General features: G+C 74.2%; 12 protein-coding genes. 7 read left to right on the forward strand and 5 right to left on the reverse strand.

What is annotated here, in order from left to right; translation table 11 throughout:
* The first annotated feature begins 146 nt into the window (after positions 1-146).
* The 5 genes from AB0B41_RS30410 (at position 147) to AB0B41_RS30430 (ending at position 5,289) form a co-directional block, all read left to right on the forward strand.
* The gene (locus AB0B41_RS30410) at positions 147-908 is read left to right on the forward strand and encodes a 3-hydroxyacyl-CoA dehydrogenase (RefSeq protein ID WP_358209397.1); all 762 of its coding nucleotides are present in this window, start codon (positions 147-149) and stop codon (positions 906-908) included.
* Between the two features lie 12 nt (positions 909-920).
* Positions 921-2,072, forward strand: coding sequence for an acyl-CoA dehydrogenase family protein (locus tag AB0B41_RS30415; protein ID WP_358209399.1), 1,152 nt, complete (start codon positions 921-923; stop codon positions 2,070-2,072).
* 16 nt (positions 2,073-2,088) lie between these two features.
* Positions 2,089-2,712 carry a TetR/AcrR family transcriptional regulator gene (locus AB0B41_RS30420; protein WP_358209401.1) on the forward strand — a complete coding sequence of 208 codons (624 nt, stop codon included), beginning with the start codon at positions 2,089-2,091 and terminating at the stop codon, positions 2,710-2,712.
* A gap of 320 nt (positions 2,713-3,032) precedes the next feature.
* On the forward strand, positions 3,033-3,629 hold the full coding sequence (locus AB0B41_RS30425; RefSeq protein WP_358209403.1) for a hypothetical protein: 597 nt from the start codon (positions 3,033-3,035) through the stop codon (positions 3,627-3,629).
* Between the two features lie 286 nt (positions 3,630-3,915).
* Positions 3,916-5,289 carry a lysine N(6)-hydroxylase/L-ornithine N(5)-oxygenase family protein gene (locus AB0B41_RS30430; RefSeq protein ID WP_358209405.1) on the forward strand — a complete coding sequence of 458 codons (1,374 nt, stop codon included), beginning with the start codon at positions 3,916-3,918 and terminating at the stop codon, positions 5,287-5,289.
* Here AB0B41_RS30430 and AB0B41_RS30435 read toward each other — a convergent pair.
* The 4 genes from AB0B41_RS30435 to AB0B41_RS30450 all read right to left on the reverse strand — a co-directional run bounded on the left by AB0B41_RS30435 (position 5,286) and on the right by AB0B41_RS30450 (position 11,022).
* Positions 5,286-6,281 carry an ABC transporter substrate-binding protein gene (locus tag AB0B41_RS30435; RefSeq protein WP_358209407.1) on the reverse strand — a complete coding sequence of 332 codons (996 nt, stop codon included), beginning with the start codon at positions 6,279-6,281 and terminating at the stop codon, positions 5,286-5,288. The genes AB0B41_RS30430 and AB0B41_RS30435 overlap by 4 nt on opposite strands.
* 160 nt (positions 6,282-6,441) lie before the next feature.
* Positions 6,442-8,193 carry an ABC transporter ATP-binding protein gene (locus tag AB0B41_RS30440; RefSeq protein ID WP_358209409.1) on the reverse strand — a complete coding sequence of 584 codons (1,752 nt, stop codon included), beginning with the start codon at positions 8,191-8,193 and terminating at the stop codon, positions 6,442-6,444.
* Positions 8,190-9,872 (reverse strand): ABC transporter ATP-binding protein, encoded by a 1,683-nt coding sequence (locus AB0B41_RS30445; protein WP_358209411.1) that lies wholly within the window; start codon positions 9,870-9,872, stop codon positions 8,190-8,192. The genes AB0B41_RS30440 and AB0B41_RS30445 overlap by 4 nt, the downstream gene beginning before the upstream one ends.
* Positions 9,873-9,888: 16 nt before the next feature.
* Complete coding sequence (locus AB0B41_RS30450) at positions 9,889-11,022, reverse strand: GTP-binding protein (protein WP_358209413.1); 1,134 nt, start codon at positions 11,020-11,022, stop codon at positions 9,889-9,891.
* Positions 11,023-11,132: 110 nt separating this feature from the next.
* Between AB0B41_RS30450 and AB0B41_RS30455 the strand changes: the two genes are divergently transcribed.
* Both AB0B41_RS30455 and AB0B41_RS30460 read left to right on the forward strand, forming a co-directional pair.
* Positions 11,133-11,735: a cysteine hydrolase family protein gene (locus AB0B41_RS30455; protein ID WP_358209415.1), complete on the forward strand. Its 603-nt coding sequence runs from the start codon at positions 11,133-11,135 to the stop codon at positions 11,733-11,735.
* 157 nt (positions 11,736-11,892) lie between these two features.
* Positions 11,893-12,942 (forward strand): M20/M25/M40 family metallo-hydrolase, encoded by a 1,050-nt coding sequence (locus AB0B41_RS30460; RefSeq protein WP_358209417.1) that lies wholly within the window; start codon positions 11,893-11,895, stop codon positions 12,940-12,942.
* Between the two features lie 6 nt (positions 12,943-12,948).
* Here the strand turns inward: AB0B41_RS30460 and AB0B41_RS30465 are convergent, their stop codons facing one another.
* Positions 12,949-14,367 carry a pyridoxal-dependent decarboxylase gene (locus tag AB0B41_RS30465; RefSeq protein ID WP_358209419.1) on the reverse strand — a complete coding sequence of 473 codons (1,419 nt, stop codon included), beginning with the start codon at positions 14,365-14,367 and terminating at the stop codon, positions 12,949-12,951.
* Between the last annotated feature and the right edge of the window lie 70 nt (positions 14,368-14,437).

The raw sequence follows: 14,437 nt of genomic DNA on the forward strand, positions 1-14,437 counted from the left end.
ACGGGACCCCTCCTGTGGGGGGGGGGGCGCCCCACCCAAAACACAACAACCTCCTGGTTGACCTACCCCCCCCCCGGGGGGGCGCCCGCCGCGGCCGGCGCCGCGCCCTCGTCGCTTCTCCCCACCGAGCTGGAGGTTCCTCACCCATGGACATCACCGGACAGGTCGCGCTCGTCACCGGCGGGGCCTCCGGTCTCGGCCTCGCCACCGCCGAGACCCTGCTCGACGCCGGCGCGTCGGTCGTGATCGTCGACCTGCCGTCGTCGCAGGGCGCCGAGATCGCCGAGAAGCTGGGCGACAAGGCGCGGTTCGCCGCAGCCGACGTGACCGACGAGGCCCAGGTCACCGCGGCGCTCGACGTCGCGGCCGAGCTGGGCACGCTGCGCGTCGCGGTCAACTGCGCCGGCATCGGCAACGCGATCAAGACCGTCGGCAAGCAGGGCGCGTTCCCGCTCGACGCCTTCACCAAGGTCGTCACGGTCAACCTGATCGGCACGTTCAACGTGATCCGGCTGGCCGCCGAGCGCATCGCGCAGACCGACCCGGTCGACGGCGAGCGCGGCGTCATCATCAACACCGCCTCCGTCGCGGCCTTCGAGGGCCAGATCGGGCAGGCGGCCTACTCGGCGTCGAAGGGCGGCGTGGTCGGCATGACGCTGCCGATCGCCCGCGACCTCGCGAGCGCGCAGATCCGGGTCAACACCATCGCGCCGGGTCTGTTCGAGACCCCGCTGCTGGGCGGCCTGCCGGAGGAGGCCAAGGAGTCGCTGGGCAAGCAGGTGCCGCACCCGGCCCGGCTGGGTAAGCCGAGCGAGTACGGTCTGCTCGCCGCGCACATCGTGGCGAACCCGATGCTCAACGGCGAGGTCATCCGCCTCGACGGCGCCATCCGCATGGCACCGCGCTAGGAGGTCCCGGACATGAAGCGCACCCTCTACGAGAGCGACCACGAGGCCTTCCGGGAGTCGTTCCGGAAGTTCGTCGAGGTCGAGATCGCCCCGCACGACGAGCAGTGGAACCGGGACAGCATCGTCCCGCGCGAGGTGTTCGCCGAGGCCGGGAAGAACGGCTTCCTCGGCATGGACGTGCCCGAGGAGTACGGCGGCGGCGGGGTCAAGGACTTCCGCTTCAACGCCGTGGTCATCGAGGAGCTCATGCGCGCCGGGTGCGGCGGCTCGGGCCTCGGCCTGACGCTGCACAACGACATCTGCATGCCGTACTTCCTCACCTACGCGAACGAGGAGCAGAAGAAGCGCTGGCTCCCCGGCATCGTCTCCGGTGACCTGATCACCGCGATCGCGATGACCGAGCCGGGCATCGGCTCCGACCTCGCCTCCATGTCGACGACGGCGCGCCGCGAGGGCGACCACTACGTCGTCAACGGGGCGAAGACCTTCATCACCAACGGGATCAACGCGGACGTCGTGATCACCGCGGTGAAGACCGACCCGTCGCAGAAGCACAAGGGCATGTCCCTGCTCGTGCTCGAGCGGGGGATGGAGGGCTTCGAGCGCGGCCGCAACCTCGACAAGCTCGGCCAGCACGCCCAGGACACCGCGGAGCTGTCGTTCACCGACGTCCGGGTCCCGGTCGCGAACCTGCTGGGCGAGGCCGAGGGGCAGGGCTTCACGCAGCTGGTCACCAAGCTGCCGCAGGAGCGGCTGTCGATCGCCGTCGCGGGTGTCGCGGCCGCGGAGGCCGCGCTGAACTGGACGCTGGAGTACGTGAAGGAGCGCAAGGCCTTCGGCCAGCCGATCGGCTCGTTCCAGAACTCCAAGTTCGTGCTCGCCGAGATCGCCACGGAGATCGACCTGGCCTGGCACTACGTCGACGACTGCATCCGCGCGCTCAACGCGGACGACCTCACCGCGGTCGACGCCAGCAAGGCCAAGTATTGGTGCACCGAGCTGCAGGGCCGGGTCGTCGACCGCTGCCTGCAGCTGCACGGCGGCTACGGGTACATGAACGAGTACCCGATCGCGAAGGCGTACGCGGACGCCCGGATCACCCGCATCTACGGCGGCACCACCGAGATCATGAAGGAGGTCATCGGCCGTTCGCTCGGCCTGTGACCTCGCCTGTGACCTCATGACGGGCACCGAACCCAGGACCCGGGCGCAGCGCACGAGCGACAGCCGCGCCCGGATCCTGGACGCCGCGGTGGCCGCCCTCGTCGAGGGCGGCTACTCCGGCGCCACCACGCTCACCATCCAGGCGGGCGCGGGCGTCTCCCGCGGCCGCCTCCTGCACCACTTCCCCTCCCGCGACCTGCTGCTGGTCGCCGCCGCCGGGCACCTCGCCGCCAAGCGCGTGCAGGACACCGAGGACCGCCTGACGCGCCTGCTCGACGAGGAGGGCACCCGGGACGTCCGCCGGCGTGCCGACCGGGTCGTGGAGCTGCTCTGGGAGAGCTTCTCCGAGCCCCACTTCTGGGCCGCGATCGAGCTGTGGACGGCCGCGCGGTCCAACCCGGACATCGCCGGGGCGCTGCGCCCGACCGAGCGAGGGCTGGGGTCCGCGATCCGCGAGTCGATGGCGCGCATGTTCGGCGAGGAGCTCGCCGGGCACCCGCGCTTCCGCCAGCTCCGCGACATCCTGCTCACGAGCATGCGCGGAGCCGCCCTGACCTACGCCTTCGATCCGCGCGACCACACCACCGATCCGCTGGTCGCGCAGTGGAAGGACCTGGTCAGGACCCTGCTGGCCACCTGACGCCACATCTCGGACGCGCCGTCGCCCGGCCGGGTTGCTTCTTCGTGGGGAATCCGACTTCTCGCGATCGACCCGTAACGTCCTGAGGTTTCACGCAGCGTGGTCAGCATGCGCTCACCTCATCACCCTGGGTCGAGCTGGTTGACGGTTGAACCCGATTATGACGCCGTTATGACTCGCCTCAGTGACCTCTCAGCCACCCTCCGGTGACCGTCCGGAAGGGATCTCGCTAGCTTCTCGACATCCCGATCGGTCACGCAGAGCAACCGCGCTGCGGTACCGGACGGGTGGTCATGAGAAACCTGAGAGGGGAGACCTCCATGCAGATGCGCACCACCGCTCGTCGGACGGCGACGGTCGGGGCACTGGCCCTCCCGTTCGCCCTGGCGGCGTCCGGGATGGCGTTCGCGGGCGAGTCGGGCGGGCACGGGCACGACTGCGACGCCGCCGGCCCGGTCGCGACCCAGGACGGCGGGCTGCTCGGGCTCGACGGCGGCGTGAACCCGGGCCTGAACGTCGGCGGCGTGCTGGGCAGCGGGCCGACCACCCAGCAGATCGTGCAGGCCGACCAGTCCAACTCGGGGATCGTGCAGTCAGGCGGTGGCTGCACGGAGCCCGGCGCGGCATTCCAGAGCAAGGACCTCGTCGGCGCGGCGCTCGACGTGAGTCCGGGGGTGAACGTCGGCGGCATCGGGGGCGGCCCGGTGAGCCAGTCGATCAGCCAGGTCGACCGGTCCAACTCCGGGATCCTGCAGGACGGGCCGGGGGCCGGCGGGTTTGCCTCGCAGCAGGGCGGCCTGCTCGGGCTGGACCTGGACGTGAGCCCGGCGATCAACATCGGCGGCATCCTCTCGGGCTCGACGCAGCAGTCGATCGCCCAGGCGGACACGTCGAACTCCGGGATCGTGCAGGGCTGAGGTCCCGCCCGTGATCGCCCCGCCCGGGTCCGGCGCGACGGTCCCGGGCCGGGGCTCCGGCCGGTCCGCCCGAGTGCTCGGCGGTGGGCGCTCGGGCGGACCGGTCCCCGGATGCGGCTGCCCACGGTCGGACCAGCGGTTGTCGGTCCGGCCAGGACGGAGCGTGGCGTCGCGCGATCCGGATCACCCGCCCGGAGCCGTGAGTCCGGGAGGCCGGAAAGTTAGCCTGCCCTGAGTAAAGAGAGGCTCGCCGACCGTGCCTGACGCCGGGCACCGAGAGGACACGATGACCGTCGCGCCCACGAACATCCCCGACCACCCGCGCGCCGAGCGGGCGGCCGACGGCGTGGAGGTGGTCGACGTCCTCGGGATCGGCTTCGGACCGTCCAACCTGGCGCTGGCGGTCGCGCTGGCCGAGCACAACGCCACGGCGCCGCCGGCGGAGCGGCTGAGCTACCGGTTCGTCGAGCGGCAGGAGCGGTTCGGCTGGCACCGCGGGATGCTCCTCGAGGACGCGACGATGCAGATCTCGTACCTCAAGGACCTGGTCACGCTGCGGAACCCGACCAGCCCGTTCACGTTCCTCGCCTACCTGCACGACCGGGACCGGCTCGTCGACTTCATCAACTACGGCAGCGCGTTCCCGACCCGGCTGGAGTTCCACGACTACCTGGAGTGGGCCGCCGCGCGGTTCGCCGGCGTGGTCGAGTACGGCGCCGAGGTCACCGAGGTCGTGCCGGTGGAGGACGACGGGGCCGTCGAGCTCGCCGAGGTGGTCGGCTTCCACTCGGACAGCGGACCGGTGCGGATCCGGGCGCGCAACGTCGTGCTGGCCACCGGGCTCACGCCGAACGTCCCGCGCGGGGTCGCGCTCGGCCCGCGGGTGTGGCACAACCGCGACCTGCTGCACCGGGCGCCGCAGCTGCGGACCGCCGCGCGCTGTGCGGTGGTGGGGGCCGGGCAGAGCGCCGCCGAGACGGTGGACTACCTGCACCGGACCTACCCGGACGCCGAGGTGCACGCGGTGTTCGCCCGCTACGGCTACAGCCCGGCGGACGACAGCTCCTTCGCCAACCGGATCTTCGACCCGGCGGCGGTCGACGACTTCTACGCCGCGCCCGACCCCGTCAAGAAGATGATCATGGGCTACCACGCGAACACGAACTACTCCGTGGTCGACCCGGACCTGATCACCGAGCTGTACCGGCGGCACTACCACGAGCGGGTCGCCGGGCGGGAGCGGCTGCGCTTCCACAACGTGTCCCGGGTGGCCGACGTGGTCGACACCGGCGACCGGGTCGAGCTGGCCGTGGAGTCGCTGATCGACGGGGCGCGGGAGGTGCTGACCGCGGACGTCGTCGTCTACGCCACGGGGTACCGGCCCACGGACCCGCTGTGGCTGCTCGACCCCGCGCTCGCCGCCGCGTGCACCCGCGACGACGCCGGCCGCCCCGAGGTCCGGCGCGACTACCGGCTGACCACGGGCGCGACCCCGCAGGGCCGGCCCGTCGACGTCGGGCTGTTCGTGCAGGGCGCGACCGAGCACACCCACGGCATCACCTCGACCCTGCTGTCCACGGTCGCGGTGCGGGCGGGGGAGATCGCGGCGGCGCTCGCCGGCGCGACCGCCCCCGCCCCCGCCCGGCTGCCGGTCTCCTAGCCGAGGACCTCGGCCAGCTTCGGCGAGACCTCGTCCGCGGCGTACGGCAGGCTCAGCGGGCTGGAGTAGCCCAGCGCGCCGGCGAACGGGGTGGTGTAGCCGCCCATGTTCACGACCCGGCCCTGCTTCACGGCGTCCAGGTTCTGGAACACCGGGGAGTCGTACTGCTCCTGTGTGCGGCCCATCGACACGATCACGTCCTGGTCGAGCGGGCCGAGCGTCTCCGGGCTGAGCGTCTCGGTGGTGGCCGGGACGGTGAAGCCCAGCCCCGTGAACAGCTGCGCCCGCAGGTCGTCCGTCCCCAGCTTGTACGGGGTGCCGTCGACCATGAAGTCCATGGCCAGCGACTTGCCGGCGAACGACGGTGCGGCCGTGTCCTTCAGCTTCTGCTCGGTCTCGGCGACCACCTGCTCGGCCCGGTCGCTGCGGCCGAGCGCCTGCCCGGTGATCCGGGTCTGTTCCTGCCAGGTGGCGGCGGCACCCTCACCGTTGGGCGTCGGCTGGGCGACGGTCGGGGCGATCGCCGACAGCCGCTCGTAGGTCGGCTGGTCGATGAACGAGTACACCCCGAGGATCAGGTCCGGCCGGAGGCTCGCGATCGTCTCCAGCGGCAGCTCGCTCGACGCCAGCGGAACGGGCTGCGCACCGTTCTTCGCCGCGGCGGCCCAGGGCCGGGCCTGCCAGTCGAAGCCGCCGAAGAACTCCCGCTCGGCCAGCGGCACCACGCCGAGGGCCAGCGCGAAGTCGCCCTCGTTGAAGCCGATGGTGACGACGCGGGTGGGCTCGGCCGGGATCGTCGTCTCGCCGTAGGCGTGCTTCAGCGTCACCGGGAAGGCGTTCTGCGCCGCGGCCGACGGCTCGGGTGCGTCCGACGAGGGAGCCTGCGACGGGCTGGAGCAGGCGCCGGCCACGAGGGCGGTCAGGGCGGCCGCGGCGAGCGCCCGCAGGGCGGTGCGCCCGGCCCGACGGCCGGGGCGGGGGACGTGCGACATCCGGGTCCTTCCGACGACGATCACGAACCCGGTGAGGTTTGCCTAACCAACCGGTCGTGTCAATTCGGGACGTCGTGTCCGGGTCGGTCCGATTCGTGTCGGTTCGGCCTCGTGTCGACCGCTGTGCACGGCCTCACGATCAGGGCCTCCTCGGTGCGGATCAGTGCCGCTCCGCCCAGGCAGCCCACAACCGCGCGTACACGCCGTCCGCGGCGACGAGCGCCTCGTGGGTGCCCTGCTCGGCGATCCGGCCGCCGTCGAGCACCACGACGTGGTCCGCCCCGGCGGCCTGGGTGAGCCGGTGGGCCACGGTGATCGCCGTGCGCCCGGCCAGCGCCCGCTCGGCCGCCGCCTCGAGGACCCGGGACCCGGCGCTGCCCGCCTCGGCGGTGGCCTCGTCGAGGATCGCGACCGGCGGGTCGGCCAGCACGAGCCGGGCCAGCGCGAGCTGCTGGGCCTGCACCGCGGTGAGCGCGTGCGCCCCCGCCCCGACCACGGTGTCGAGGCCCTCGGGGAGGGCCTCCACCCAGGCCAGGGCGTCGACCGTGGCGAGCGCGGCGCGCAGCTCCGCGTCGGTGGCACCCGGCCGGGCGAGCCGCAGGTCCTCGGCCAGCGGGCCGGCGAACACGTGCACCTCCTGCGTGATCAGCGCGATCGTGCCCCGCACGCCGGCCGGACCGAGCTCGGCGAGCGGCACGCCGCCGAGGTCGACCGCCCCGCCGGTCGGCTCGTGCACCCCGGCCAGGATCGACGCCAGCGTGGTCTTGCCCGCGCCCGACGCCCCGACCAGCGCGACCCGGGTCCCGGCCGGGACGTCGAGGTCCACGCCGTGCAGCACCGGGTGCCCCTCGACGTAGGCGTGCTCGAGCTCCTTGGCGCGCACCCCGCCGTCGACCGGGACGCCCGGCTGCTCGGGCTCGGTCTCCGGGTCCAGCGAGGCGACGCCCACGATCCGGGCCAGGCTCGCCGCCGCGGACTGGGCGACGTCGAGCAGGAAGAGCACCTGGTTGACCGGCCCGAACAGGTTGATGAAGTACAGTATCGCCGCGCTCGCCGCGCCGACCGTCGCACCGCCGGAGCGGACCAGCAGGAAGCCGGCCCCGAGCACGCCCGCGACCCCGACGAACTCGGCGGCGTTGAGCCGGCCGAAGAACCGGGTCTGCAGCACGACCACCCGGCGGTTGAGCTCGACGACCTCGCCCGCACGCTCGCGGATCCGCGCTGCGCGGCGCTCGTGCAGCCGGAAGGCACGCACGGTCCCGATCCCGCCGACGGTGTCGAGCAGCTCCTGTTGCTGCGCGCCGCCGGCGATCCGCTCGGCCGCGTAGACCTCCTGCGAGCGGCCGAGGTACCAGCGCGCGGTCCAGGCCTGGATCGGCACCGCGAGCAGCGCGCCGACGAGGAACCGCCAGTCCAGCGCGGCCAGCCCGACCAGGGTGAGCAGGATGACCAGCGCCGCCCGCGCGAACTCCGGCACGGCCTCGCGCACCGCCTCGCCGACCGTCGTGACGTCCGTGGTGACCCGCGCGGTGAGGTCGCCGGAGCCGGCCTCCTCGAGCCGCCCGAGCGGCAGCTCCAGCGCCCGCGCGACGAACCGCTCGCGCAACGTGGCCAGCATGGTCTCGCCGACGCGGGCGAGCAGCCGAAGGCCCAGGACGGCCAGTACGCCCTGCACGACCGCGACCGCCACCAGGAGCAGCACCGGTGCGGTGAGCGCGGCCGGCGTGCCGCCACCGACCACGAGGTCGACGATCCGGCCCAGCAGGGGAGCGGTGACCAGGCTCGCCGCCGCCCCGGCGACCAGCGCGAGCACGGCGGCGACCGTGCGCCCGCGGTGCGGCCGGGCCAGCTCGCCGATCGCGGCGCGCACCGCCCGGCCGTCGGCGACGGGGAGCAACCGGCGGGCGCTCACGCGAGCACCAGGCCGCGGTAGGCGGGGTCGCCGGCGAGCAGGTCGGCGTGGGTGCCCTCGGCCCGCACCCGCCCCTCGTCGACGACGACGACCCGGTCGGCCACCGCGAGCAGCGTCGGGCTCGTGGTGAGCAGCACGGTGGTGCGGCCGGCGCGGAGCAGTCGCAGCCCCTCGGCGATCCGCGCCTCGGTGACCGTGTCGACCGCGGTCGTCGGGTCGTGGAGGACCAGCACCGGGGCGTCGGCGACCAGCGCGCGGGCCAGCGCGACCCGCTGGCGCTGCCCGCCGGAGAGCGACCGGCCCTGCTCGGTGACGGGGGTGTCCGCGCCCTCGGGCAGGCTCTCGAGGACCTGGTCGGCTCCCGCGGCGGCGAGCGCGGCCGCCGGGTCGCCCGGCCCGCCGGCCCGGACGTTCTCGGCGACGGTGCCGGCGAACAGCGCCGCCTCGTGCGCGGCGACCAGCACCGCCGCGCGCGCCTGCTCGGGCGGGTACGCGCCGAGCGGGACCCGGTCGAGCTCCACGCCGCCCTCCTCGGGATCGGACTCGCGGGCCAGCGCCGCCAGCAGGGCGGTGGCGGCCGCCGGATCGGCGACGATCCCGACCAGCTCACCCGCCGGGACGTCGAGATCCAGCCCGGTCAGCGGCCCCGCGCGGAGACCGCGGACGGTGAGCGCGCCGGGGGAGTCCCCGGGGACGGGGCGCTCGCCCGGCGCGACGGCCGGCGGCGCCGAGAGCACGTCGGCGATCCGGTCAGACGAGGCCCGCGCCTGCGCGAGCCGGGCGTTGACGAACCCGATCGTCTCCAGCGGGCCGACGAGGAACTGCGCGAGCCCGACGGCGGCGACGAGCCCGCCGACGCTGAGCTCGCCGGCCAGTGCCAGGCGCCCGCCGACGAGCGCGACCAGGGCGAGGAACAGGCCGTTGAGCAGCAGGACCGCGCCCTGGTACCAGGCCTGCGAGCCGGTCGCCCGCAGGGTGGCGCGCAGGGCCGCGCGGCTGGTGCCGGTGTAGCGGTGCACCGCGGCCGGGCCGGCGCCGATGCCCTTCAGCACGCGGATGCCGGCCACGAGGTCCGCGGCAACGCCCGACGCCTGGGCGGCCCGCTCCTGCTCGGGCCCGCTCCGCTTCTCCAACGGGCGGCCCAGCAGGTGCAGCAGCAGGAGCAGCGGGGGCGTGCCGAGCAGGATCAGCAGGCCGAGCGGGAGCGAGATCCGCAGCAGCGCGACGGCCGCGACCACGAGCGCGGTGCCCTGGGCCAGGAGCAGCGGCACCCCGAACCCGAGCCCGGCGACCCGCTGGGTGTCCGAGGTGGCCACGCTCGCCAGCACACCCGGGAGCCGCCCGGACTCGGCGCCGCCGCGCGGGTGCAGCACGCGGTCGGCGATCCGCAGGCGCAACCGGCGGTCGGTGTGCCGCTCGGCGTGCCGGGCCCGGCGCGCGCCGAAGCGGAAGCAGTTCGACAGGAAGAGGAAGTCGAGGCCCAGCACGAGCAGCCACAGCAGCATCGCGCGCAGGTCCCCGGCGGCGACGCCCTGGTCGATCACGACACCGACCAGGACCGGGACCAGCGCCTCGCCGGCCTGGTGCCCGCAGAGCAGCAGCACCGCCGCGAGCACGTGCCACCGTTCGGCCCGGATCGCTCCCCATCGGACGGACCGCCCGGTGATCTCCCCCGTCATGTGGGGAAGGCTAACCTCACCCACCGACGCTCTCGGGGTGCCGGTGGGGATCGGCCCAGGCGGGCAGCGGATCGGGCAGGTCGCGCCAGGCGTCCGGGCCGCCGAGCAGCTCCTCGTCAGTGAGCAGCGCGGGATCCAGCCGTGCGGCGACCCCGGCCGCGTCGACGCCGAGTCCGATCACGGCGATCTCCTGGCCGCGAGGGCCGTCGAACGCCGTCCAGGCGGAGACCGGGTCGAGCGCGAGGTTCGGGCCGGCCTGCGACCGCAGCCCGACGAGGCCGGGGCGGGTCGCGATCCAGCAGAAACCCTTGCTGCGCAGCAGTCCAGGCCAGTCGTCGAGCGCGGCGAGCAGCCGGTCCGGGTGGAAGGGCCGGCCGGCCCGGTAGATCGCCGAGCCGATGCCGTACTCCTCGGTCTCCGGGGTGTGGCTGCCGTTCAGCTCCCGGACCCAGCCCGGCGCGTCGGCGGCCGCCACCGGGTCGTACCGGCTGGTCCCGAGGACCTCGGCGAGCGGGAGCCGGCCGTGGTCGGCCCGGACCAGCCGGGCCCGCGGGTTGAGCCGGCGCAGCAGCGCCTCCACCACCGGCACCCGCCCGGGCGCCGCGAGGTCGGTCTTGGTCACGACCAGGACGTCGGCGAACTCCACCTGGTCGACCAGCAGGTCGGAGAGGCTGCGCTCGTCCTCGGGCGAGGCCTGCAGGCCGCGTTCGGCCAGGGTGGCCGGGTCGCCGAGGTGCGTGAGGAAGGTCGAGGCGTCGACCAGCGTGACCATGGTGTCGAGCCGGGCGTGGTCGGAGAGGCTGGTGCCGTCCGCGAACTCCCACTCGAAGGTCGCCGCGACCGGCATCGGCTCGGAGATCCCCGTCGACTCGACGACGACGTGGTCGAGCCCGCCGCCGCGCGCGAGCGCGCCGACCGACTCGAGCAGGTCCTCGCGCAGGGTGGAGCAGATGCAGCCGTTCGTCAGCTCGACGAGCTGCTCGGTCGCGCGGGCGAGCAGGGCGCCGTCGACGTTGATCTCGCTCATGTCGTTGACCACCACGGCGATCCGCCGGCCCTCGCGATTGGCCAGCAGGTGGTCGAGCAGCGTGGTCTTGCCGGCCCCGAGGAAGCCGGACAGCACGGTGACGGGGACGCGGGCGTCGGACATGGAATTAACGATAATCGTTGTCGTTATGGTCCGCGCCGTTCGGGTCTTCTGCGGCTCCGCCCACCGTGGGTAGCGTCGGTGCCCCTGCCCGTCGACGTGGGAGGAGACCCATGTCCGACCTCACGACCCTGCGCGCGGTGAGCGGCCTGCCCGCCGACCCGCCCGCGCTGTCTGCGTCCACGCTCGTCCTGATCGACTGCCAGAACACCTACACGCGCGGCCTGATGGAGCTCGAGGGCGTGCAGGCGGCCCTCGACCAGGCCGAGGAGCTGCTCGACCGGGCCCGCGCCGCCGGCATCCCGATCGTCCACGTCCAGCACGACGCCGGCCCCGGCACGCCGTACGACGTCCGGGAGGAGATCGGCGCGATCGTCGACCGGGTCGCGCCGCGGCCCGGCGAGGCGACGGTGGTGAAGCACTACCCGAACTCCTTCACCGGCACCGAGCTGGACACGCTGCTCAAGCAGCACCCGGTCCGCCCGCTGCTGCTCGCCGGGTTCATGACGCACATGTGCGTGAACTCCACCGCGCGCGGCGCCTTCAGCCTGGGCTACGCGCCCACGGTGGTCGGCGGCGCCACCGCCACCCGCGCGCTGCCGGGGACCGGTGGCGGCCCGGAGGTGCCGGCCGCCGCCCTGCAGGCGGCGAGCCTCGCCTCCGTCGCCGACCTGTTCGGGGTGGTCGTGGCCGACCAGCGGGAGATCCCGGACTAGGGGACCGCGGCACTATCCCGGTCGTCGCGTCGCGCGCCGGGTCCTCAGCGGTTTCCCAGGTCTACGCGAAACGATCCCGGGGCCGGCGCCGAATGCGTGGACGGAGGCCGCTCCGGTCCGGACCGCGCCTGCCGCACGCCCTCGCCGAGGAGGTCGCATGACGCAGGCCCGGTCCCGCACTCGGACGCGCCTGTGGTGGGCGCTCCTCGCCGTCGCCCTCGCCGTGCTGGCCGGGTGCACGGCCACGGGGCCGGCGCCGGGCCCGGCCGTGCCGGTCGTCGACGGGCAGCTGGCCCAGCAGCTCAAGGGCGCGGTGACCGACGCCGGGACCGTCGTGCACCTGCAGGAGCTCCAGGCGATCGCCGACGCCAACGGGGGCAACCGCGCCTCGCCGGGTCCGGGGTATTCGGCCAGCGTCGACTACGTCACCGGGGTTCTGCGCGCCGCCGGGTACGACGTCGCGACACCGGACTACCCGTTGTCGAGGCGGCGCGGCGGCGAGGACGGCCGGGCCACGGCGCAGAACGTCGTCGCGCAGACGCGCACGGGTGATTCCGCGCACGTCGTGATGATCGGTGCGCACCTCGACTCGGTGAAGGAGGGACCGGGCATCGTCGACGACGGGTCCGGGGTGGCGGCGCTGCTGGAGATCGCGACCCGGCTCGGTCCGTCGCCGGCGGTGCGCAACGTCGTCCGGTTCGGCTTCTGGGGGTCGGAGGAGACCGGCGCGCAGGGCTCGACCGGCTACGTGACCGGCCTGTCCGACGAGGAGCGCGGGAAGATCATGCTGTACCTGAACGTGGACATGATCGCCTCGCCGAACGGTGGCTACTTCGTGCAGGGCGGGACGGGGGACGACGTCTCGGAGACCGGCCCGCCGGGCTCGGCGGCCGTGGCCGACGTGCTGGCCGCCCAGCTGGGCAGCACGGGGGTGGACGCCGAACGCAAGAAGTTCGTCGGCGACGACGAGACCCCCTTCGTCGCCGCCGGCATCCCCTCGGCGGGAGCGGAGAACGGCGACGGCAGGAGGAAGACCGAGGAGCAGGCCCAGGCCGACGGCGGGCAGGCCGGCGAGATCTACGACCCGTGCTACCACCAGGCCTGCGACCGGCTGGAGAACGTGAACCGGACGGTGCTGGACCACTACCTGCACGCGCTCGCCGGCACCGTCGCCCATTTCGCGACGTCGCCGGAGACGATCTCCTGACCCGTCTCAGCGGGTCAGCTCGGACCACAGGACGTCGAGGTGCTCCGGGCCAGTGCCGAGGGCGCCGATCGCGACGCGGATCGCATGGCGGCCGCCGACGGTGGTGTGGGTGAGGAAGGCGCGCCCGCCGGCGTTGACGCGCTCCAGCAGGGCGCGGCCGGCGGCGTCGTCGGGCTCGCCGTCGGGGCCGAGGACGTGCAGGCAGACCAGGGCGAGCGAGGGCGGTGCGGCCAGGGAGAACCGCGGGTCCGCCTCGACCCGCCCGGCCAGGTCCTGCGCCAACGCCACGTGCCCGCGGATCCCGTCCCGCAACCCTTCGAGCCCCGCGCCCTGCACCACCGCCCAGAGCTTGAGCGCGCGGAATCGCCGGCCGAGCGGCACCTGCCAGTCCCGGTAGTCGACGACCTCGCCGGAGTCGGTCGCGGCGTTGCGGAGGTACTCCGGGGTGATCGACAGCGCCCCGGGCAGGGCGGAGCCGTCCCGGACCCATAGGAACGACGCGTCGAACGCCGTGGCCAGCCACTTGTGCGCGTCCGTGCAGACCGAGTCGGCCAGCTCCGCGCCGTCGAGCACGTGCCGGTACTCCGGGCAGAGCGCGGCCACCCCGGCCCACGCGGCGTCGACGTGCACCCAGGCGCCGCGCACGACCTCGCAGACCTCGCGCACCGGGTCGATCGCCCCGGTGCCGGTGCTCCCGACGGTCGGGCAGACCAGCACCGGGCGCAGTCCGGCCGCCCGGTCCTCGGCGAGCATCGCGGCGAGCGCCTCGGCGGACATCGCGAGTGTGCCGGGGGCGAAGGGCACGGTGCGCAGCGCGCGGGCACCGAGCCCGGCCACCCGCACCGCCTTGGCCAGCGACGAGTGCGTCTCCGCGGTGACGTAGACGCGTTCGGTGCCGTCGACGCCCGTCTCCCGCCAGTCCGGCGACGCCCGGTGCAGCGCGGCGAGCAGCGCCACCAGCGCCGCCGACGACGCGGAGTCCTGCAACGACCCGCCCCCGCCGCCGGCGAAGGTGAACGCCTGGCCGAGGCCGAGCGCACGGGCGAACCCGTCGACGAGCACCTGCTCCACCTCGGTCCCGGCGGGCGAGGTGGACCAGAGCATCCCCTGCGCGCCGAGCCCGCCGGAGGCGAGGTCGCCGAGCAGCGACAGCAGCGAGGCCTGCGCGGGGAAGTAGCCGTAGAACCCGGGGTGCTGCCAGTGCAGCGACCCGGGGACCACGACGTCGTCGAGCAGGTCGGTCAGCGCGGCGCCGAGATCGTCGGCGGGCTTGTCGGGCAGGTCCGCGGGCAGGGCCGCGCGGATCTCCCCGGGCCGCACCGCGGGCCGGACCGGCAGCTCCGCCAGCCCGGCGCGGTGCGCGGCCACCCAGTCGACCAGTGCGTGGCCGAGCCTGCGGAACTCCTCGGGATCGAGATCGGGCACGCCTGCAACCTAGGTCGTGTGTTGGGGGGGGGTGGGGGGGGGGGTGGTGGGGTGGCTGAGGGATGGGGCG

This window comes from Pseudonocardia sp. NPDC049154, assembly GCF_040648315.1.
In the GTDB taxonomy this organism is placed as follows: Bacteria; Actinomycetota; Actinomycetes; order Mycobacteriales; family Pseudonocardiaceae; genus Pseudonocardia.